This window comes from Streptomyces cinnamoneus, from assembly GCF_002939475.1.
In the GTDB taxonomy this organism is placed as follows: domain Bacteria; phylum Actinomycetota; class Actinomycetes; order Streptomycetales; family Streptomycetaceae; genus Streptomyces; species Streptomyces cinnamoneus_A.
In genome coordinates this window covers 3,956,602-3,975,830 of sequence record NZ_PKFQ01000001.1, presented here as the reverse complement: position 1 = coordinate 3,975,830, position 19,229 = coordinate 3,956,602, and the positions used below count along the sequence as shown (strand labels likewise).

Annotated in this window: 18 protein-coding genes; 6 read left to right on the top strand and 12 right to left on the bottom strand. The window is 72.6% G+C overall.

Features of this window, described 5'->3' with window-relative positions:
• Positions 1-251 precede the first annotated feature (251 nt).
• Both CYQ11_RS17490 and CYQ11_RS17485 read left to right on the top strand, forming a co-directional pair.
• Positions 252-1,553 (top strand): acyltransferase family protein, encoded by a 1,302-nt coding sequence (locus CYQ11_RS17490; protein ID WP_240003382.1) that lies wholly within the window; start codon positions 252-254, stop codon positions 1,551-1,553.
• Positions 1,550-2,788 (top strand): acyltransferase family protein, encoded by a 1,239-nt coding sequence (locus CYQ11_RS17485; RefSeq protein WP_099199060.1) that lies wholly within the window; start codon positions 1,550-1,552, stop codon positions 2,786-2,788. Before CYQ11_RS17490 ends, CYQ11_RS17485 begins: the two co-directional genes overlap by 4 nt.
• 74 nt (positions 2,789-2,862) lie before the next feature.
• Here CYQ11_RS17485 and CYQ11_RS17480 read toward each other — a convergent pair whose 3' ends face one another.
• The 4 genes from CYQ11_RS17480 to CYQ11_RS17465 all read right to left on the bottom strand — a co-directional run bounded on the left by CYQ11_RS17480 (position 2,863) and on the right by CYQ11_RS17465 (position 5,426).
• On the bottom strand, positions 2,863-3,264 hold the full coding sequence (locus tag CYQ11_RS17480; protein ID WP_099199061.1) for a PPOX class F420-dependent oxidoreductase: 402 nt from the start codon (positions 3,262-3,264) through the stop codon (positions 2,863-2,865).
• A 90-nt stretch (positions 3,265-3,354) separates the two neighbouring features.
• Positions 3,355-3,852, bottom strand: a complete 498-nt coding sequence (gene ispF / locus CYQ11_RS17475; RefSeq protein ID WP_099199059.1) for a 2-C-methyl-D-erythritol 2,4-cyclodiphosphate synthase — start codon at positions 3,850-3,852, stop codon at positions 3,355-3,357.
• Positions 3,842-4,615 carry a 2-C-methyl-D-erythritol 4-phosphate cytidylyltransferase gene (ispD, locus tag CYQ11_RS17470; protein WP_099199156.1) on the bottom strand — a complete coding sequence of 258 codons (774 nt, stop codon included), beginning with the start codon at positions 4,613-4,615 and terminating at the stop codon, positions 3,842-3,844. Before ispD ends, ispF begins: the two co-directional genes overlap by 11 nt.
• Positions 4,616-4,943: 328 nt before the next feature.
• Positions 4,944-5,426, bottom strand: coding sequence for a CarD family transcriptional regulator (locus CYQ11_RS17465; RefSeq protein WP_003953493.1), 483 nt, complete (start codon positions 5,424-5,426; stop codon positions 4,944-4,946).
• 602 nt (positions 5,427-6,028) lie between these two features.
• On the opposite strand from CYQ11_RS17465, the gene CYQ11_RS17455 reads away from it, so the two are divergent.
• Positions 6,029-6,712 carry a copper chaperone PCu(A)C domain-containing protein gene (locus CYQ11_RS17455; RefSeq protein WP_181143689.1) on the top strand — a complete coding sequence of 228 codons (684 nt, stop codon included), beginning with the start codon at positions 6,029-6,031 and terminating at the stop codon, positions 6,710-6,712.
• 76 nt (positions 6,713-6,788) lie between these two features.
• On the opposite strand, the gene phoP is transcribed toward CYQ11_RS17455, so the two are convergent.
• Both phoP and phoR read right to left on the bottom strand, forming a co-directional pair.
• Positions 6,789-7,460 (bottom strand): two-component system response regulator PhoP, encoded by a 672-nt coding sequence (gene phoP / locus CYQ11_RS17450; RefSeq protein WP_466332536.1) that lies wholly within the window; start codon positions 7,458-7,460, stop codon positions 6,789-6,791.
• 73 nt (positions 7,461-7,533) lie between these two features.
• A complete protein-coding gene (gene phoR, locus CYQ11_RS17445) occupies positions 7,534-8,787 on the bottom strand; it encodes a two-component system sensor histidine kinase PhoR (protein WP_099199154.1) in 1,254 nt (417 codons plus the stop codon).
• A gap of 206 nt (positions 8,788-8,993) precedes the next feature.
• On the opposite strand from phoR, the gene phoU reads away from it, so the two are divergent.
• Positions 8,994-9,689 (top strand): phosphate signaling complex protein PhoU, encoded by a 696-nt coding sequence (gene phoU, locus CYQ11_RS17440; protein WP_099199153.1) that lies wholly within the window; start codon positions 8,994-8,996, stop codon positions 9,687-9,689.
• Positions 9,690-10,009: 320 nt separating this feature from the next.
• Here phoU and CYQ11_RS17435 read toward each other — a convergent pair whose 3' ends face one another.
• The gene (locus tag CYQ11_RS17435; protein ID WP_099199152.1) at positions 10,010-10,771 is read right to left on the bottom strand and encodes a phosphoglyceromutase; all 762 of its coding nucleotides are present in this window, start codon (positions 10,769-10,771) and stop codon (positions 10,010-10,012) included.
• A gap of 137 nt (positions 10,772-10,908) precedes the next feature.
• Between CYQ11_RS17435 and CYQ11_RS17430 the strand changes: the two genes are divergently transcribed.
• On the top strand, positions 10,909-12,201 hold the full coding sequence (locus tag CYQ11_RS17430; RefSeq protein ID WP_099199151.1) for an MDR family MFS transporter: 1,293 nt from the start codon (positions 10,909-10,911) through the stop codon (positions 12,199-12,201).
• 31 nt (positions 12,202-12,232) lie between these two features.
• On the opposite strand, the gene CYQ11_RS17425 is transcribed toward CYQ11_RS17430, so the two are convergent.
• Both CYQ11_RS17425 and mshA read right to left on the bottom strand, forming a co-directional pair.
• The gene (locus tag CYQ11_RS17425) at positions 12,233-12,730 is read right to left on the bottom strand and encodes a type III secretion system chaperone family protein (RefSeq protein ID WP_099199150.1); all 498 of its coding nucleotides are present in this window, start codon (positions 12,728-12,730) and stop codon (positions 12,233-12,235) included.
• Positions 12,723-14,084: a D-inositol-3-phosphate glycosyltransferase gene (gene mshA / locus CYQ11_RS17420; RefSeq protein ID WP_398780063.1), complete on the bottom strand. Its 1,362-nt coding sequence runs from the start codon at positions 14,082-14,084 to the stop codon at positions 12,723-12,725. The genes CYQ11_RS17425 and mshA overlap by 8 nt, the downstream gene beginning before the upstream one ends.
• 264 nt (positions 14,085-14,348) lie before the next feature.
• On the opposite strand from mshA, the gene CYQ11_RS17415 reads away from it, so the two are divergent.
• A complete protein-coding gene (locus tag CYQ11_RS17415) occupies positions 14,349-15,158 on the top strand; it encodes a class I SAM-dependent methyltransferase (protein WP_099199164.1) in 810 nt (269 codons plus the stop codon).
• A gap of 101 nt (positions 15,159-15,259) precedes the next feature.
• Here CYQ11_RS17415 and CYQ11_RS17410 read toward each other — a convergent pair whose 3' ends face one another.
• The 3 genes from CYQ11_RS17410 to CYQ11_RS17400 are packed head-to-tail and all read right to left on the bottom strand — an operon-like array spanning position 15,260 to position 19,042.
• The gene (locus CYQ11_RS17410) at positions 15,260-15,682 is read right to left on the bottom strand and encodes an NUDIX hydrolase (RefSeq protein ID WP_099199149.1); all 423 of its coding nucleotides are present in this window, start codon (positions 15,680-15,682) and stop codon (positions 15,260-15,262) included.
• Complete coding sequence (locus tag CYQ11_RS17405; protein WP_099199148.1) at positions 15,679-16,788, bottom strand: CHAD domain-containing protein; 1,110 nt, start codon at positions 16,786-16,788, stop codon at positions 15,679-15,681. The genes CYQ11_RS17410 and CYQ11_RS17405 overlap by 4 nt, the downstream gene beginning before the upstream one ends.
• On the bottom strand, positions 16,769-19,042 hold the full coding sequence (locus CYQ11_RS17400) for an RNA degradosome polyphosphate kinase (protein WP_338105518.1): 2,274 nt from the start codon (positions 19,040-19,042) through the stop codon (positions 16,769-16,771). The genes CYQ11_RS17405 and CYQ11_RS17400 overlap by 20 nt, the downstream gene beginning before the upstream one ends.
• Between the last annotated feature and the right edge of the window lie 187 nt (positions 19,043-19,229).

Below are 19,229 nucleotides of genomic sequence, written 5' to 3'. Positions count from 1 at the left end.
TGGGCTTCGGGCAGTGCCAGGGAAACTCGTCCGGGCCCGACGGGGCACGGGAGCCGGGGGCGGGTTCCTGCCGCGGTTCCGCTTGTGGTTCCGGTTGCGGTTCCGCCCGCGGTCGTCCGGCGTTCGCGCCTGCTCGTCCGGACACCCCCTCGCGGCACGTTTAGCCCGGTATTTTCCTTTTGCCGCATTAAGGGACTTTCCTCTGGTAGTTTCCCCGGCACGCAGCCGCCGCGGAATCCCCGGGAGGGGCGTTGCACCCCACACTGCCGCCAGACCAGAGCGCGGACCACCCGCGGGCGGCGCCCCGCGCGGCGCGGACGGGCCGGCTGGCGGCGCTGGACGGACTGCGGCTGGGCGCCGCCCTGATGGTGGTGGCCTACCACTACGTCGCCTTCGGCAGCGGCGCCTGGGGGCGGCCCGCCCCGGAGCTGTTCCCGGTGGCCCACCTGCCGGCCTCCTACGGCTGGCTCGGGGTGCAGCTGTTCTTCCTGATCAGCGGCTTCGTGATCTGCATGAGCGGCTGGGGCAGGAGCCTGGGCGACTTCGCGGTGGCCCGCGCCACGCGCCTCTACCCGGCGTACTGGTTCGCGGTGCTGACCGTCGCGCTCGTGATCCGCCTGGACCCGGTGGGCGGGGACGCGCCGGGCCTCACGGACGTCGCCCTCAACCTGACCATGCTTGAGCATCCCCTGGGCGTGGACCCCGTCGACGGCGTCTACTGGACGCTCTGGGCCGAGGCGCGCTTCTACCTGCTCTTCGCGCTCGTCGTGTGGAAGGGGCTCAGCTACCGGCGGGCCGTGGCCTTCTGCCTGCTGTGGGGCTGCGCCGCCGTCACCACGCGGGCCTGCCACGACGACCTGCTGGCGCAGTTGCTGATGCCGAGGGACTGCTGGTACTTCATCGCGGGCGTCGCCTTCTATTTGATGTACCGCTTCCGGCCGGCTCCGGCGCTCTGGCTGATCGTGGGCGGATGTCTGCTGATCGCCCAGCACGACCTGCTCCGGTCGCGGGCCCGGGCCCAGACGTACATGGGGTACGCGGTGCCGCACTGGCCCGCGTGCGCCCTGGTGACCCTCTTCTTCCTGGCGGTCGCGGCCATCGCCCTGGGCTGGACGCGGCGCGTGCGGGGGCGGTGGCTGACGGCGGCCGGAGCGCTGACCTATCCCCTCTACCTGCTGCACGAGCGCCTGGGCTGGCTGGTCATCGGGCACCTGGGGGGCCGGCTGCCGCGCTGGCTGCTGCTGTCCGGTCTGGTGACGGGCATGGTGCTCGCGGCATGGGTAGTGCATTGTTGCGTCGAGCGCCCCCTGGCCCGGAGGCTGGGGCACGCGCTGCGGCGGGCGGTCGCGGACATGAGATCCGTCTCGTCCGGGCAGGCCCGCGTCTCTGCGGGGCAGACGGAGATCCGTCCCTGCCAAACGAAGGAAAGCCGGGCGTGCGAGACACCAGTCACGGCACCGGCGGCCCGTGGTGTGTCAGCATGCGGGGGCCTACATACGATGAGCCGACTAAGTCAGCGGGAGCCGACTCAGTCACAGGAGAGGACGACATGAGTTTCGCCAGACGAGGTGACCTCGATGGCGGCCGGACAGCGGTCCAGCGGTCCACAGCGAAGCCGAGACTGTACGTCCTGGACGGCTTCCGCTTGGTGGCGGCCCTCATGGTCGTGGCCTTCCACTACATCGCCCTTCGGGGCGGCTGGGACCGCAACACCGCCGAGATCTTCCCGCAGCTGAAGCCATTCGCCCAGTACGGCTGGCTGGGCGTGGAGGTCTTCTTCCTCATCAGCGGATTCGTCATCTGCATGAGCACGTGGGGACGACGGCTGGGCGACTTCGTGGTCTCCCGGGCCTGCCGGATCTACCCGGCCTACTGGGTCGCGGTCTTCCTGACCGCGACGGTCATCACGCTGTGGCCGCAGGTCCGCAGCGTGAAGGGCTGGGACGTCGTCGCCACGAACCTGACGATGCTCCAGCAGGGCATGGGCGTGTGGGACGTCGACGGCGTCTACTGGACGCTGTTCATCGAGCTGAAGTTCTACATCCTCTTCGCGATCGTCGTGGCGACCGGCGTCACGTACCGCAAGTGCGTTCTCTTCTGCGCCCTGTGGACGGTGGCGGCCATCACGGCTCCGTCGGTGGACAGCAAGCTGCTGGACATGTGGGCGATGCCGCTGGCCTCGCCCTACTTCGTCGCCGGTATCGCCTTCTACCTCATGTACCGGTTCAAGCCCACCGCGCTGCTGTGGGGCATCGTCGGCGTGTCCTTCCTGCTGGCCCTGCACGGCGTGCCAAAGCGGGTCGCGGACAACCAGGACCACGTCATCCCGCACTGGCCCGCCAAGCTGATCATCCTCGCCGCGTTCGTGATGATGGCGCTGATCGCGTACGGCAAGCTCAACCGCATCCAGTGGCGCTGGCTGACGACGGCGGGCGCGCTGACGTACCCGCTCTACCTGCTGCACCAGTACATCGGCTTGACGATGATCCACTGGCTCCAGCACAAGGTGCAGCCGGGCGTGCTCGTGCTGGCCCTGACGGCCGTGATGCTGGGCGCGGCCTGGCTGATGCACCGCTTCGTGGAGCGCCCGTTCGGCACGAAGATGCGCAACGCCCTGCAGAAGGGCATCGAGGACATGCGGCGCAACTCCTCGCCGGCGCCCGAGGCGGCGGCCGGCAAGCCGGGCGGCCCGCTGGAGGCCACCCTGCCGCCGGTCCAGGAGCCGCGTCGCTTCGAGCACGCGGAGACGGCGCCGCAGGCGCCGGCCTTCCACCACCGCTCCGGCTGAGCTCACGGTCGGACCGCAAGCGCCCGGGCGGGCCGGAGAGATCCGGCCCGCCCGGGCCGTTTTCTCTCCGCGTCCTAGAGGGACCCGACGACCTTGCGGGGCGTGATCCGCACGACGACGCGGGGGGCGTCCTCGCCCGCCGCCGGGTTGAAGTCGGCGTAGTCCTTGCCCGTGTACTTGCGGGACAGCTCGTCGATCAGCTCGTCGCCGCCCTCGGAGGTGATGTCGGCCGTGCCGCGGATCTCCGCGTAGCTGTAGGGCGCGTTCGGCGGGTTGATCATGACGGTCACTCTGGGGTCGCGGCGGAGGTTCTTCTCCTTGCGGCGCCCCACGGTGGTGGAGACCAGCAGGGTGTCGCCCTCGCGCTTGATCCAGGTGACGGACAGCTGGGGGCTGCCGTCGGGCTGGAGGGTGGCGACGGTGGCGAAGACGGGGTTGTCGTCGATGTACTTCTTCAGGTCTTCGGAGAGCGGCACGGCGGGCCTTTCCGGGTAGGGGCGGGTGCGGGTCAGTGGATCTTTCCCCTGACCCGCACCTTCCCGAAACCGGGCCCTGCCCTCAACGCGTCAGACGCGATACACCAGCGCCGTGGCGAGAGCCGCGAGCCCCTCCGCCCGGCCCGTGAGGCCCAGCCCGTCCGTCGTCGTACCGGAGACCGCCACGGGGGCCCCCACGGCGGCCGAGAGCGCCTTCTGCGCCTCTTCGCGCCGCTTGCCGATCTTCGGGCGGACGCCGATCACCTGGATGGCGACGTTCCCGATCTCGAAACCGGCCTCCCGCACGATCCGGGCGGCCTCGGCCAGCAGCGTGGCACCGGACGCGCCCGACCACTCGGGCCGGTCGGTGCCGAAGTGCGCGCCGAGGTCGCCGAGGCCGGCCGCGGAGAAGAGCGCGTCGCAGGCGGCGTGCGCGGCCACGTCCCCGTCGGAGTGGCCGGCCAGGCCGTGGCTCGCGCCCTCCCAGAGCAGGCCGGCGCACCACAGCTCGCGACCCTCCTCGAAGGCGTGCACGTCCGTACCGACGCCCACCAGGGGCAGGACGGGCCGCAGGGGCTCAGAATCCATCGTTGGCCCTCCTCCGGGCGAGCACGGCCTCGGCCAGGACCAGGTCCAGCGGCCGGGTGACCTTGAAGGCCTCCTCGTGGCCGGGGACGACCACGACCTGGACGCCGAGCCGCTCCACCAGGCCGGCGTCGTCCGTGGCCCCCTCGCCCTCGACGGCGACCTTCTCGTGCGCCTCGACCAGGGTGCGGCGGTCGAAGCCCTGGGGGGTCTGGACGGCGCGCAGCAGCGACCGCTCGGGCGTGGCCACGACGGGCTCGGGCTCGCCGGTGCGGGGCTCGACCTGCTTGACGGTGTCCGCGAGCGGCAGCGCCGGGACGACGGCCGGGGCGCCGTCGCGCACGGCGGCGGCCACGGCGTCGACGGTGTCGACGGGCACCAGCGGGCGGGCGGCGTCGTGCACGAGGACGGCGGTGACGTCGTCGGGCAGGGCGGCCAGGCCCAGCCGCACGGACTCCTGACGGGTGGCGCCGCCGGGGACGACGACGACGTCGGTGCGGGTGACGTCGAGGTCGGCCAGCGGGTGCTCGTCGAGGAGGGTGCGGACCTCGGCGGCGCCGTCCGGCGGGGCCACCACGACGACGAGGGACACCGCGCGGGAGGCGGCCATGGCCCGGACCGCGTGGACGAGCATGGGCGTGCCGCTGAGGGCGCGCAGTGCCTTGGGGGCACCGGGACCCAGCCGGACGCCGCGGCCCGCTGCCGGGATGACGACGGCGGTGCGCGAAGGGGCTCCGGTGGCCGGGGCGGGTGCTCGATCAGACATTGGGTTGGCGTTCAGGTTTGTTTCCTTCGCCGAGTTGGGTATGGCCTGGAGGGACCCCCTGCTCACAGAGCTTGGGGAAGTGCCGGGCGCCCCGACCAGCCCCTTCCGTGACGACTGGTCGGGCCGGCTGCCCGGGCCCCGGCACGCCAGGCACCACGTTCACCGGAGCAGAGATGCCGCAGCGCCCGGCGGATGACGACGGTCATCACGCGGGCACCGCGGCACTTCTTTACGTCCGGTCGCGTTCAGCGTCCGCACCTGTATGTCCGTCCGGATTCCTTCCGGACACCGGTGCCCGGCTGAACGTCCAGCACCTGTTGCGCTTGCGTCAGGACGCGAGGACCTCGTCGAGGAGGGCCTCGGCCTTGTCCTCGTTGGTGTTCTCCGCGAGGGCCAGCTCGCTCACCAGGATCTGCCGCGCCTTGGCGAGCATGCGCTTCTCACCTGCGGAGAGACCGCGCTCACGCTCGCGCCGCCACAGGTCGCGAACGACCTCGGCGACCTTGATCACGTCACCGGACGCGAGCTTCTCGAGATTTGCCTTGTAGCGACGGGACCAGTTCGTCGGCTCTTCGGCGTACGGCGCGCGAAGCACCTCGAAGACCCGGTCAAGCCCGTCCTGGCCGACCACATCGCGAACACCGACGAACTCGGCATTGTCCGCCGGCACCCGAACCGTCAGGTCACCCTGGGCGACCTTCAGCACCAAGTAGGTCTTGTCCACGCCTTTGATCTGGCGAGTTTCGATGGCCTCGATCAGCGCGGCCCCGTGATGGGGATAGACCACGGTGTCGCCAACCTTGAACGTCATGTGACAGGTACCCCTTCCGTGGCTATCCAGTCTAACACGGCAACAGCGCGTTCTGAATGGCGTTTCCGCAGGTCAGGGCATATCTCGGGGCTTGACAACAGCAACCGGAACGTGCTGCGGGAGGCTTCCGGAAGCAGGTATTCGCAGGTCGGAGCGGTTGTCCGGGCGGGCAGAAACGCGCACGTTACACGTGTCGGAGAGGCCCCGCGAGCGGCTGAACGTCCCGTTTTGCCGGGGTCCGGTCGGCGCACTTCCGGTACTCCGTTCGAGGCGGCCGGTCGTTCTCCGAGGGTAAATCGGAATTGATCAAGCCGAACTTGATCAATTCCGGAACGCCTTCCCGGGACTTCCGGGCACTCCCGCCACATTCATTGCCGATAAACCCGGCCACCCCTCCTTCCGCGAACCCGGGGGTTCGCGATCGCCCCGCGGCGGATATTCGGCCGGGGCCGGGCGGCCGGGACCCCGAGTTGACCATGGGGCGGGTCGGGTGCGGCAGCGGTGCGGCGGCTCGGTAACCTAAGCCCCGCTGACACAACCCTTATCCCGTACGTACCTCGTACGCGTACCCCGTCTACCTCGTCCAAGGAGATGCCGCCGCCGTGAGCAGCAGCCTTCGACGCGGCGCTCTCGCCGCTACCGCCCTCGTGCTCTCGATCGCCTCGCTCTCCGCCTGTGCGGCGGGCAACAAGGCGCAGACACTCGGGGTCAAGCCGGACAACGCCGCCACTTCGGTCGGTGACATCAAGCTCCAGAACGTCAACGTCATCACCCAGCCGGAGCAGAACGCCTCCGGCCCCGCCGTGATCACGGGCCGGGTGTTCAACAACGGGATCAAGGACCAGGAGCTCCGCTCCATCAAGCTGCCCGGCAAGGACGTCACCGTGAAGCTGACCCCGGCGAAGGGCGCCTCGGGCGCGCTCGTCGTGCCGGCCGGCGGCTCGGTGACCCTCGGCGGCAAGGACAACGCCTCCGCCGTGCTACCGAAGGGCCGCGAGGCCCTGAAGGACGGCGAGTCCCAGGCCCTGTCGTTCGACTTCAGCTCCACGGGCGAGGTGCGGATCAGCGCCTTCGTCGTGCCCGCCAAGAGCTACTTCAAGGAGTGGGGCCCCGAGGAGACGCCCGGCCAGGCCAAGCCGGGCGAGCCGGATGCCGGCAAGCCGTCGGGCACCCCGGCCTCCCCGAACGCCTCCGGCGAGCCGGAGGGCAAGCCGAGCGGCCAGCCGCAGGCCAAGCCCGGCGGCGGCGAGTCCGCCCAGGGCACCCCGCAGCGCGCGGGCCACTGACGACGAGCCGAGGGGCCGGAAGCGATCGCTTCCGGCCCCTCGGGGCATCACGGCCGCTCTCCCGCGGCCGGCTGGCCTACGGCTCGAACTTGTAGCCGAGGCCGCGCACGGTGACCAGGTAACGCGGCGCCCCCGGGTCCGGCTCGATCTTGGCGCGCAGCCGCTTGACGTGGACGTCGAGGGTCTTGGTGTCGCCCACGTAGTCGGCGCCCCAGACGCGGTCGATCAGCTGCATCCGGGTCAGGACGCGCCCGGCGTTGCGCAGCAGCATCTCCAGGAGGTCGAACTCCTTCAGCGGCAGGTCGACCTTGGCGCCGCCGACCGTGACCACGTGCCGGTCGACGTCCATGCGGACCGGGCCGGCCTCCAGCGCCGCCGGGGCCACCTCCTCCGGCTCGCCCCTGCGGCGCAGCACCGCGCGGATGCGGGCCACCAGCTCGCGGGAGGAGAAGGGCTTGGTGACGTAGTCGTCCGCTCCTATCTCCAGCCCGACGACCTTGTCGATCTCGCTGTCCTTGGCGGTGACCATGATGACGGGCACGTTGGAGCGCCCGCGCAGCTGGCGGCAGACCTCCGTGCCCGGCAGGCCGGGCAGCATCAGGTCGAGCAGGACCAGGTCGGCGCCGTTGCGTTCGAACTCGTCCAGCCCGTCGGGCCCCGTGGCCGCGATGGCGACCTCGAATCCCTCCTTGCGGAGCATGTAGGACAACGCGTCGCTGAAGGATTCCTCGTCCTCTACGACGAGCACTCGTGTCACGGAAAGACCTCCGGTCGGGTCTTAGGGTTGGACGGCGCGGTGGGGATCTCGTGGGGGCGGGGGGTCACGGACGGACTCCCGGAGCGGGCAGCTGATCGTCGGCGAAGGGGTCCTCGACGGACTCCCCGGCGAAGTGGGCGGGGCCGCGGCCGCGGCCGCGCTCCCGGACGGCGCCGGCCTCCGGCAGGCGCAGGGTGAAGGTCGAGCCCTGGCCCTCGGCGCTCCAGACGGTGACCTCGCCGCCGTGCGAGGCGGCCACGTGCTTGACGATCGACAGGCCCAGGCCCGTACCGCCGGTGGCGCGCGAGCGGGCGGGGTCGACGCGGTAGAAGCGCTCGAAGACCCGCTCGCGGTCCTTCTCGGAGATGCCGATGCCCTGGTCGGTGACGGCCAGCTCGATGAGGTCGCCCCCGGGGGCGGCGACGCGGCGGGCGGCGATGCCGACACGGGTACGGACGGGGCTGTAGTTGACGGCGTTCTCGACGAGGTTGCCCAGGGCGGCCGCGAGCTGGCCGCGGTTGCCCCAGACGTGCAGGTCGGCGGTGCCTCCGGCGGCCATGGTGATCTGCTTGGTGGAGGCCTGGTGCCGGCAGCGGTCGACGGCCTCGGCGACCAGCTCGTCGACGCGCACGGGCTCGGCGTCCTCCAGCGGGTCGTCGTTCTGCACCCGGGAGAGGTCGATGATCTCCTGCACCAGGCTGGTCAGCCGAGTGGCCTCGACCTGCATGCGGCCGGCGAAGCGGGTGACGGCCTCGGGGTCGTCCGAGGCGTCCATGACGGCCTCGGACAGCAGGGACAGGGCGCCGACGGGGGTCTTGAGCTCGTGGCTGACGTTGGCGACGAAGTCGCGGCGCACGGCCTCGATGCGGCGGGCCTCGGTGAGGTCCTCGACCAGCAGCAGGACCAGCCGCGAGCCGAGCGGGGCGACCCGGGCGGAGACGGCGAGCGCCTCGCCGCGGCCGGTGCCGCGGCGCGGCAGGTCCAGCTCGACCTGGCGTATCTCGCCGTCCCGGCGGGTGTCGCGGGCCATCTGGAGCATCGGCTCGACGGCGAGCTTGCCGCCGCGGACGAGCCCGAGGGCGTAGGCGGCGGAGCTGGCCTTGACGACGGCGTCGGCCTCGTCGAGGACGACGGCGGACGAGCGCAGGACGGACAGCACGGTGTCGACGCCGGGGGGCAGCACGGCGTCGGTGTGCAGGGAGCTGCGGGTGGGGCGGGCCTGGTCGCGCTCGCTCCAGCGGAAGGCGGCCATGGCGATCACACCGGTGCACACTCCGGCGATCGCTGCCGCTGCGGCGACGGCCGCGTCCAGGTTCATGTCTCCAGGTTATGCAGGTGCGGGGGCACGTCCACAGCCAAACGGGTATCGCCTCGAACATACGTTGCCGAGAGTTCACCTCGGGGTCAGGGGTGGTTCACTCCCGCGGCCGGAAGCCGTCGCGTTCCGGCCGCATCGTGAGAGCGTGGGCGGCGGAACCCCTCCCCTCCCACCAGCAGCGAGTCAAGGCGAGAGAAGGTCAGGCAATGCGGGACGCGTACCACGAGGAGCTGGATTCGATCGGCGAGGGCCTCGTCGAGATGGCCCGGCTCGTCGGCTCCGCGATCGGGCGCGCCACGACGGCGATCCTCGACGCGGACCTCAAGCTGGCGGAGACCGTGATCGCGGCGGACACCAAGGTCGACGACCTCCAGCGGGACCTGGAGGCGCGCGCCATCACCCTGCTGGCCCGGCAGCAGCCGGTCGCCACGGACCTGCGGATCGTCGTGACGTCCCTGCGCATGAGCGCCGACCTGGAGCGCTCCGGCGACCTGGCCCAGCACGTGGCCAAGCTGGCCCGGCTGCGCTTCCCGGAGTCGGCCGTGCCGCGCGACCTGCACGCCACCATCCTGGAGATGGGCCAGCTGGCGCAGCGTCTGATGGCCAAGGCGGCCGAGGTCATCATCACCAAGGACGTCGACCTCGCCCTCCAGCTGGAGCACGACGACGACGCGATGGACCTGCTGCACCGGGCGCTCTTCCAGCACCTGATGGACGACCGCTGGCAGCACGGCATCGAGACGGCCGTCGACGTGACGCTGCTGGGGCGCTACTACGAGCGCTTCGCCGACCACGCGGTCTCGGTGGCCAAGCGCGTGGTCTACCTCGTGACCGGCGAGCACGCGGACGAGCTGGCGCAGGCGGAGGGCCGGACCGGGGCGGGCCCCGCCGAGACCGCGTAGGCGCGACGGCGGCTGCGCGCGCCGCCCACCCTCCGGCCGGATGCTTCCGTGCGCCCCAAATGCGCCCGTACAGACATCCGTGAGAAGCATTGACGGTCCGCCCAGGCGGTCCTTGACTGGACGGGAACGGACACCCTCTCCCTCTTCGACGGAGGTAACCGAATGAGCGGCTGTCAGTGTGGACCCGGGTGCAGTTGCGGCTGCCAGAGCGGCGGCTCCTGCCAGTGCGGCGGCGGCTGCGGCTGACCGTCACGCGCGTCACTCACACGCAAGGGAAGGGCCCCCGCCGGATCGCCGGCGGGGGCCCTATCGCATGAGGGCTACTTCTTCTTGCCCTGGTTCTTCACGGCCTCGATGGCGGCCTTCGCGGCCTCCGGGTCGAGGTACGTGCCGCCGGGGACGACCGGGCGGAAGTCGGCGTCGAGCTCGTAGGCGAGCGGGATGCCGGTGGGGATGTTCAGGCCCGCGATGTCCGCGTCGGAGATCCCGTCGAGGTGCTTGACCAGGGCGCGCAGGGAGTTGCCGTGCGCGGCGACGAGGACCGTGCGGCCGGCGAGCAGGTCCGGGACGATGCCGTCGTACCAGTACGGCAGCATGCGGACGACGACGTCCTTGAGGCACTCGGTGCGCGGGCGCAGCTCGCTCGGGATCGAGGCGTAGCGCGGGTCGTCGCTCTGCGAGAACTCGGTGCCGTCCTCGAGCGCCGGCGGCGGGGTGTCGTACGAGCGGCGCCAGAGCATGAACTGCTCCTCGCCGAACTCGGCCAGGGTCTGGGCCTTGTCCTTGCCCTGGAGGGCGCCGTAGTGGCGCTCGTTCAGCCGCCAGGAGCGGTGGACCGGGATCCAGTGGCGGTCGGCGGCCTCCAGCGCGAGCTGAGCGGTGCGGATCGCGCGCTTCTGGAGGGAGGTGTGGACCACGTCCGGGAGCAGGCCGGCGTCCTTGAGCAGCTCACCGCCCCGGACTGCCTCCTTCTCGCCCTTCTCGTTCAGGTTGACGTCCACCCAGCCGGTGAACAGGTTCTTCGCGTTCCATTCGCTCTCGCCGTGGCGGAGGAGGATCAGCTTGTACGGTGCGTCGGCCATGCCCTTGAGCGTAATCGACGGGCCGAGGCGCCCGCGCCCGGGACGTTTGACGGCAATCGTCAATTCATTGGCGTGCACACGCCCAGCTGAGTAAGTTGCGGAGTGCAAGAGAGGCACTTACATCGGGGGGCGCGGCAATGTCCGTAGCAAGCGTCAGACAGGCCGTGAGAAGGAGCGTCGCGGGGCTGCCCCGCGAGTTCTGGTGGCTGTGGACCTCCACGTTGATCAACCGGATGGGCGCGTTCGTCGCCACCTTCCTGGCCCTCTATCTCACCCTCGACCGCGGCTACTCGGCCGTCTACGCCGGCCTCGTCGCGGCCCTCCACGGCCTGGGCGGGGTGATCTCCTCCCTCGGCGCCGGCGTGATGGCCGACCGGCTGGGGCGGCGGCCCACCCTGCTGATCGCCCAGCTCTCCACCGCCGTCACCGTGGCGCTGCTGGGCTTCATGGAACACCCGGTGGCCGTCGCGGCCGTCGCCTTCCTGGTGGGCATGACCAGCACCGCCTCGCGCCCGGCCGTGCAGGCGATGATGGCCGACATCGTCGCCCCCGAGGACCGGGTGCGGGCCTTCGCCCTGAACTACTGGGCCATCAACCTCGGCTTCGCCTTCTCCTCGCTCGCCGCCGGCCTCGTCGCCGAGCACAGCTACCTGATCGGTTTCCTCGGCGAGGCCGCGCTGACCCTCGCCTGCGCCCTCCTGGTCTTCTGGAAGCTGCCCGAGTCCCGGCCGGAGCCGACGGCCGGCGCGGACGGCGCCGTGGCGGACGAGGATCCCGTCAGCCTGATGACGGTGCTGCGCGACCGGCGCTACATGGGCGTGGTGTTCCTGTCGTTCCTGATGGCCTTCGTCTTCATGCAGCACTCGGTCGCCCTGCCGGTGGCCATGGGCGCCGACGGCTTCTCCCCCGGCGACTACGGCACCGTCATCGCGGTCAACGGCGTGCTGATCGTGGCCCTGCAGATCCCCGTGACCCGCTTCATCGAACACCGCGACCCGCGCACGCTGCTGACCTTCTCCGCGCTGCTCGCGGGGTACGGCTTCGGGCTCACCGCCTTCGCCGGATCGGTCGGCGTCTACGCGCTGACCATCGTCGTCTGGACGCTGGCCGAGATCATCAACTCCCCCACCCAGATGGGCCTCGTGGTGCGGCTCTCCCCGGCCCAGGGCCGCGGGCGCTACCAGGGCATGTTCACGCTGTCGTGGCCGGCGGCCGCCCTCGTCGCCCCGCTGGCGGGCGGCTGGCTGATCGACCGGTACGGCGCGGACACCCTGTGGGCGACCTGCGCCGTCGTCGGCACCGTCGCCGCCGCCGGCTACTGGCTGCTGATGCGCGACCTCCCGGCGGCCGAGGCCGGTACGGGCCAGGCCGCCGCCCCGGCCGAACAGCCGGAAGCCGCCGCACGGGAGGCGGAACCGGCGGCGGTCTGAGCCGACGGCGGCGAGGGGAGGGCGACGGGCCTTACGCCCGGTCGCCCTCCTCGCGCGTCAGGCGTGCGAACGCCTCCAGGTTCCGCGTCGACTCCCCCCGCGCCGTGCGCCACGCGTACTCCTTGCGGATCGCGGTGGCGAAGCCCATCTCCAGCAGGGTGTTGAAGCTGCCGTCCGCGTGCTCCAGCACGGTGCCCAGCACACGGTCGATCTCCTCCGGCGTGACGGCCACCAACGGCAGCCGGCCCACCAGGTAGACGTCGCCCAGCCGGTCGACGGCGTAAGCCAGCCCGTACAGCTTGGTGTTGCGCTCCAGCAGCCAGCGGTGCACGGCCTCGTGGTTCTCGTCGGGGCGGCGCACGACGAAGGCGTTGACGGACAGCGAGTGCTTGCCGAGCACCAGGGACACCGTCGTCGACAACTTGCGCGTGCCCGGCAGCTTCACGACGTACGTGCCCTCGGCCGGGCTCTCCCATTCGAGGTCCGCCTCGCGGAGGGTCCGCTCGATGGTGGTCTTCGCGTCAGACATGAGCCGAGCGTAGGCGACGCCGCCGCTCGCCCATCGCGGCGGTGTACACCTCGGCGGTGGCGGCCGCCGCCGCGCCCCAGCCGAAGGACTGCGCGTGCCGGGCCGCGGCGGCGCCCATGGTGTCCGCGAGGCCGGGCTCGTTCGCGAAACGGCCCAGCGCGGTCGCGTAGTCGGCGGGGTCGTGGCCGTCGATCAGGAAACCGCTGACCCCGTCCCGCACGGCCACCGGCAGTCCGCCCACCGCCGCGGCGACCACGGGCGTCCCGCAGGCCTGGGCCTCGGCGGCCACCAGGCCGAAGGACTCGCTGTGCGACGGCATGACCAGCACGGACGCCGCCCGGTACCAGTCGGCGAGACGCTCCTGGCCCACCGGCGGCCGGAAGCGGACGACGTCGGCCACGCCCAGGCGGGCAGCCAGCTTCTGGAGGCCCTCCGGCTTGGCCAGACCGCTGCCGCTGGGGCCGCCGACGACGGGCACGACGATGCGCGAGCGCAGCTCCGGCTGCCGGTCGAGGAGGACGGCCACGGCGCGCAGCAGCACGTCGGGGGCCTTGAGCGGCTGGATGCGGCCGGCGAAGAGGGGCACGAGCGCGCCGGGCGGCAGACCGAGCCGCTCACGGGCGGCGGCCCGCCCGTCGGCCGGGCGGAAGCGGTCGAGGTTGACGCCCGGGTGGACGACGGCGACCTTCTCGGGGTCGGCCTCGTAGTGGTGGACCAGCTCCTGGGCCTCGCCGTCGGTGTTGGCGATGAGCCGGTCGGCGGCGCGGACGATCTGAGTCTCGCCGATCACCCGGGCGGCGGGCTCGGGGGTGTCGCCCTCAGCGAGCGCGGCGTTCTTGACCTTGGCCATGGTGTGCATGGCGTGCACGAGCGGCACTCCCCAGCGCTGCGCGGCGAGCCAGCCGACGTGGCCGGAGAGCCAGTAGTGGGAGTGGACGAGGTCGTAGTGGCCGGGCCGGTGACCGGCCCACGCCTGCATCACGCCGTGGGTGAAGGCGCACAGCTGCGCGGGCAGCTCCTCCTTGGCCAGGCCCTCGTAGGGGCCCGCGTCGATGTGCCGGACGAGGACGCCGGGGGCCAGCTCGACGGTGGGCGGCAGGGTGCCGGTGGTGGCGCGGGTGAAGATCTCGACCTCAATGTTGATCGAGGCCAGGCGCTTGGCCAGCTCGACGATGTAGACGTTCATCCCGCCGGCGTCGCCGGTGCCCGGCTGGTGGAGCGGGGAGGTGTGCACGCTGAGCATCGCGACGCGGCGCGGCCGGCGGGCCGCGCCCAGGCGCAGCCGCTGGGGCTTGGGGAAGGGGCCGAGCGCACGGCCGCGGCGGGCGCCGAGCCGGGATGCGTACTGGCTCACCGTATGTCCTCCGTCCACCGCCGAGGGCTTTCGCCCTGAGGGCGATCACCACCTGTCAACCTGTGACAACGTCGCGGAGGCAGGCTCCCATTTCCACCTTTGCCAAACAGTGACCAGCCGCCGGGGCGGGCGCCTGCGGCTGAGGGGCGTCCGACGGGTGGCACGGGCCCCGCGGCTCCCCCGGCCACCGCCGGGAGGTGCCCCCGGCGCCGGACACCGCAGGACCCGCACCGGCCCGTCGGGCACCCCCTAGGCTCTATGCCCATGGCCGCACGTACCGCCCCCCAGCACCGCCCCATCGGTTCGGCGACCCGCGGCACGACCAACCCGAACCGGCTGCGCCGCATGGATCGGTGGATCGCCGACGCCCACGCGGCCGCGCTGCGGCGCGCCGCCGATCCGGTCGCCGTGGACCTCGGCTACGGGGCGGCGCCCTGGACGGCCGTGGAACTGCTGGGCCGGCTGCGCACGGTACGCGCCGACGCGGAGGTCGTCGGCGTGGAGATCGACCCGGCGCGGGTCGCGGCGGCGAAACCCTACGAGCGCGCCGGGCTGTCCTTCGCGCACGGTGGCTTCGAGGTGCCGCTGCCGGGCGGACGCCGGCCGCTGCTGATCCGTGCCGCGAACGTCCTGCGCCAGTACGACGAGGGCGAGGTCGAGGAGGTGTGGGCCCGGCTGTGCGGCCGGCTGGCGCCCGGCGGACTCCTCGTCGAGGGCACGTGCGACGAGATCGGGCGCCGCCACGTCTGGGTGGCGCTCGGGCCGGAGGGCCCGCGGACGATCACCTTCGCGGCCCGGCTGGGCTCCCTGGAGGCCCCGTCCGACCTGGCCGAACGGCTGCCGAAGGCGCTCATCCACCGGAACGTCCCGGGCGAGCCGGTCCACGCGTTCCTCCGCGACTTCGACCGCGCGTGGGCCGCGTTCGCGCCCTACGGCGCGCTCAGCGCGCGGCAGCGGTGGATCCGCGCGGTCGCGTCCTTGCGGGCCGACTGGCCGCTGGTGGACGGCCCACGGCGGTGGCGGCAGGGAGAAGTGACGGTGCGCTGGGAGGCGCTGGCGCCGGGCGGCGCGTGACGGCGGCGGGCCTCCCGCCGCCGTACCGGCGGCCCCGGGGGCACAGGTCCGTGCCGCGTGCCGCCGCCCGGCCAGGGGCCGGCAACCCCCGGGCCGCCGGCTCAGGAAACCGCGTCACCACCGCTCAGCACGGTGAGCAGCGCGTCCACCAGGGGCCGGTCCCGGTCGTGGGTCAAGCGGGCCCTCGCCTCGGCCGGGGCCAGCCACAGCAGGCGGTCCACCTCCCGGCTGGGCTCGAAAGCCCCGTCCAGGGCCTCGGCCGCCCACCAGCGGACCTCCTTCGGCCGCCCCTCCGACTCGTACCGCGACATCGGCAGGGCCGCACCCAGCGCGCAGCGCATGCCCGTCTCCTCCAGCACCTCCCGCACCGCGCAGGCCCGCGCCGTCTCACCGCGCTTGAGCTTGCCCTTCGGCAGCGACCAGTCGTCATACTTCGGCCGGTGGACCAGCGCGAGCTCCAGCTCGCCGGGCGCCGTCGCCCGCCACAGCACGCACCCGGCGGCCAGCACCGGCGCCCCGCTCACGCCACCGCCCCCGTCAGCCGCTGCCAGATCCGGTCGAAGGCGTAGCGCGCCGCCTCCACCTCGTGCCGCTGGTCGGCGTGCAGCACCCCGAGGGCGTACGCCGTGGCCGGCGCGATGCGGGGCGTCCGCGCCGCGGCGGAGGCGGCGAGCGCCGCCTCCGCGGCGTCGCGGTGGCGGTCCAGTGCCTGGCCGGCGGCCAGGAGCCGGACGCTCAACGTGGGCTCGGCCTCGGCCTGCTGCCGCTCGTCCAGCACCTCCTGTGCGTACCGCCGCAGCCGCACCAGCCGCCGCACCCGGTGCCAGGGCACGTCCTGCCGGGCCTCCGCGGGCTCCGCGTCCGAGGCGGGGGCCGCGGCGAGGCCGTGCGCCAGTGCCTCCGCGTTGTACGGCAGCCCGGCCACCGCCAGCGGCAGCGCCTCGACGGCCTCCGTGAGCCCGCGATGGGCTTGCTCCACCAGGTGCTCCAGCGCCTGGTGGGCCGGCAGGCCGTACGCGGCCGGGTCCAACGGCGCGTCGGACGCCAGGACGGCGACCGAGTCCGCCACCCCGTGGAAGCGCGAGGAGCCCAGCGCCTGGAGCGCCGCCGAGTGGGCGCGGGCGCGCGCCAGCGTCAGCCGCCGGTCCAGCAGCGCCCCGGCCCGGGCCGCCCCCACCGTCAGCCCGGCCCCGTCCGCCGCCCCCTCCCCCGACAGCCGGTGCAGCGCCCCGCGCAGCCTTACGAGCCGCGCGGCGAAGGCGTGCTCGTGCCCCAGCACGTCGGACAGCCAGGCCAGCTCCGCGCGCAGGGGGTCCGCCCACGCCGCGTCCGTCAACGGCCGGTACACGTGCAGCGTGCCGGCGATACGGCGCGCGGAGCGCCGCAGCAGGCGGGACGCCTCGCCGGCGTCCTCCGCGTCGCAGCCGCTCTCCCCGTGCAGCCGCAGGCTGCGCAGGAACTCCGTGGCCTGGGCGTGGAGGTAGCCCGCGAGGACCTCCCCCGCCGTGGCGGTGCGGGCCTCCGGGGCCGCCGCGGGCGCCTCGGTCCGTTTCGTCGTCGTCACTTCCTGCCCCCCGGGTGCTGCCGGTGCCGTGACCGTAACCGGCGGGTCATGTGGTCGCTGAGCCACGTCGGCGCCTCCGGGCGTCCACGAGCATCTCCTGCACGTTCGGCAGCGGCTGCCCGTCGGCGTCGGTGGCGTGCCGCGTCCAGTTGCCGTCCGGGCCCAGGTGCCAGGCGGCGGTGCGGTCGGAGACCCCGAGCTCCAGCAGCCGGCTGAGGGAGGCCCGGTGGCCGGGGTCGGTGACCCGCACCAGCGCCTCGATGCGCCGGTCGAGGTTCCGGTGCATCATGTCGGCGCTGCCGAGCCAGACTTCGGGCTCGCCGCCGTTCCCGAACGCGAAGACCCGGGAGTGCTCCAGGAACCGCCCCAGGACGCTGCGCACCCGGATGTTCTCCGACAGCCCCGGCACCCCGGGGCGCAGCGCGCAGATGCCGCGCACCCAGACGTCCACCGGCACCCCCGCGCGCGCCGCGCGGTAGAGCGCGTCGATGACCGCCTCGTCCACCATGGAGTTGACCTTGATGCGGACGTAGGCGGGCCGGCCGGCGCGGTGGTGCGCGGCCTCCTTGGCGATCCGCGAGACCAGGCCGTCGCGCAGCGACCGGGGGGCGACCAGCAGACGCCGGTAGGTCTCGCGCCGGGAGTAGCCGGACAGCCGGTTGAAGAGGTCGGAGAGGTCGGCGCCGACCTGCGGATCGGCGGTCAGCAGTCCGAAGTCCTCGTAGAGGCGGGCGGTCTTGGGGTGGTAGTTGCCGGTGCCGACGTGGGAGTAGCGGCGCAGCGTGTCGCCCTCCTGGCGGACCACCAGCGACAGCTTGCAGTGCGTCTTCAGCCCCACCAGGCCGTAGACGACGTGGCAGCCGGCCTCCTCCAGCTTCCGCGCCCACTTGATGTTGGCCTGCTCGTCGAAGCGGGCCTTGATCTCGACGAGGACGAGGACCTGTTTGCCGGACTCCGCCGCGTCTATCAGGGCGTCGACGATCGGTGAGTCGCCGGAGGTCCGGTACAGGGTCTGCTTGATGGCCAGCACGTCCGGGTCGGCGGCGGCCTGCTCCAGGAACGCCTGCACGGAGGTGGAGAAGGAGTCGTAGGGGTGGTGCAGCAGCACGTCCCGCTCGCGCAGGGCCGCGAAGATGTCGGGCGCGGAGGCCGACTCCACCTCGGCGAGGTCACGGTGCGTGCCGGCCACGAACTTGGGGTATTTGAGCTCGGGCCGGTCCAGGGCGGCGATCGCGAAGAGCGCGGTCAGGTCGAGCGGGCCGGGCAGCGGGTAGACCTCGGCGTCGGAGATCTTCAGCTCGCGGACCAGCAGGTCGAGGACGTACGGGTCGATGGTCTCCTCGACCTCCAGCCGTACGGGCGGGCCGAAGCGGCGGCGCATGAGTTCCTTCTCCAGGGCCTGGAGCAGGTTCTCGGCGTCGTCCTCCTCGACTTCGAGGTCCTCGTTGCGGGTCACGCGGAACATGTGGTGCGCGAGCACCTCCATGCCGGGGAAGAGCTCCTCCAGGTGGGCCGCGATGACGTCCTCGACGGGGACGTACCGCTGGGGGGACGCCTCCAGGAAGCGCGGCAGCAGCGGAGGGACCTTCACGCGTGCGAAGTGGTCGTGCCCGCTGACGGGGTTGCGCACCACCACGGCCAGGTTGAGCGACAGCCCGGAGATGTACGGGAAGGGGTGGGCGGGGTCGACGGCCAGCGGGGTCAGGACGGGGAAGATCTGCTGCCGGAAGAGGGTGAAGAGGCGGCCCTGCTCCTGGCCGGTCAGCTCGGGCCAGCGGATGAGGTGGACGCCCTGGTCGGCCAGCTCGGGGGCGACGTCGTGCTGGTAACAGGCCGCGTGCCGGGCCATGAGCTCCCGGGAGCGGGTCCAGATCAGCTCCAGCACCTCGCGGGGCTGGAGCCCGGAGGCCGAGCGGGTGGCCACGCCGGTGGCGATGCGGCGCTTCAGGCCCGCGACGCGGACCATGAAGAACTCGTCGAGGTTGCTGGCGAAGATCGCCAGGAAGTTGGCCCGTTCCAGCAGGGGCGTCGCCGGGTCCTCGGCCAGCTCCAGGACCCGCTCGTTGAAGGCCAGCCAGCTCCGCTCCCGGTCCAGGAAACGGCCCTCGGGCAGCGGGTCGGCCTCCGGCGGGGCCTCGGGCCCGGCCTCGGGGCCGGGGCCGGGGGCGTAGGCGTCCAGCTCGGGGACCGGGGCCTCGGGCATGCCCGCGATGACGGCCGCCTTCGGGCGGTGGGCGGCGATGAAGCCCACCGCTTCGGTGCTGTCGTGCGCCCGGACGCTGTCGTAGGCCTGTGCGCCGGTGCCGGTCGACTGGCTCATACCTTCATTGTTCCGCGCCACGGCGGGAGCAGGCGCGTCGGAAGGGGGTGCGGGGGCGGCGCGTAGCCTTCGTGCGGTTGCGTGGGGCGCGGCGGGCTGCATTCGGCCAGGCTCGCAATCGCTGTTGAATCACGGGTAACAAGCACATGGCGCGCAGGAAAGCGGAACACAGCCTGCTCGCACACCG

What these genes read in the sequence shown, in the direction of transcription:
- CYQ11_RS17425 (WP_099199150.1), bottom strand. Translation starts at nt 12,730, where the DNA reads ATGTCTGACGCGAAGACCACCATCGAGCGGACCCTCCGCGAGGCGGAC.
- CYQ11_RS17485 (WP_099199060.1), top strand. Translation starts at nt 1,550, where the DNA reads ATGAGTTTCGCCAGACGAGGTGACCTCGATGGCGGCCGGACAGCGGTC.
- phoU (WP_099199153.1), top strand. Translation starts at nt 8,994, where the DNA reads ATGCGGGACGCGTACCACGAGGAGCTGGATTCGATCGGCGAGGGCCTC.
- CYQ11_RS17435 (WP_099199152.1), bottom strand. Translation starts at nt 10,771, where the DNA reads ATGGCCGACGCACCGTACAAGCTGATCCTCCTCCGCCACGGCGAGAGC.
- phoR (WP_099199154.1), bottom strand. Translation starts at nt 8,787, where the DNA reads ATGAACCTGGACGCGGCCGTCGCCGCAGCGGCAGCGATCGCCGGAGTG.
- CYQ11_RS17430 (WP_099199151.1), top strand. Translation starts at nt 10,909, where the DNA reads ATGTCCGTAGCAAGCGTCAGACAGGCCGTGAGAAGGAGCGTCGCGGGG.
- CYQ11_RS17465 (WP_003953493.1), bottom strand. Translation starts at nt 5,426, where the DNA reads ATGACGTTCAAGGTTGGCGACACCGTGGTCTATCCCCATCACGGGGCC.
- ispF (WP_099199059.1), bottom strand. Translation starts at nt 3,852, where the DNA reads ATGGATTCTGAGCCCCTGCGGCCCGTCCTGCCCCTGGTGGGCGTCGGT.
- CYQ11_RS17400 (WP_338105518.1), bottom strand. Translation starts at nt 19,042, where the DNA reads ATGAGCCAGTCGACCGGCACCGGCGCACAGGCCTACGACAGCGTCCGG.
- CYQ11_RS17415 (WP_099199164.1), top strand. Translation starts at nt 14,349, where the DNA reads ATGGCCGCACGTACCGCCCCCCAGCACCGCCCCATCGGTTCGGCGACC.
- ispD (WP_099199156.1), bottom strand. Translation starts at nt 4,615, where the DNA reads ATGTCTGATCGAGCACCCGCCCCGGCCACCGGAGCCCCTTCGCGCACC.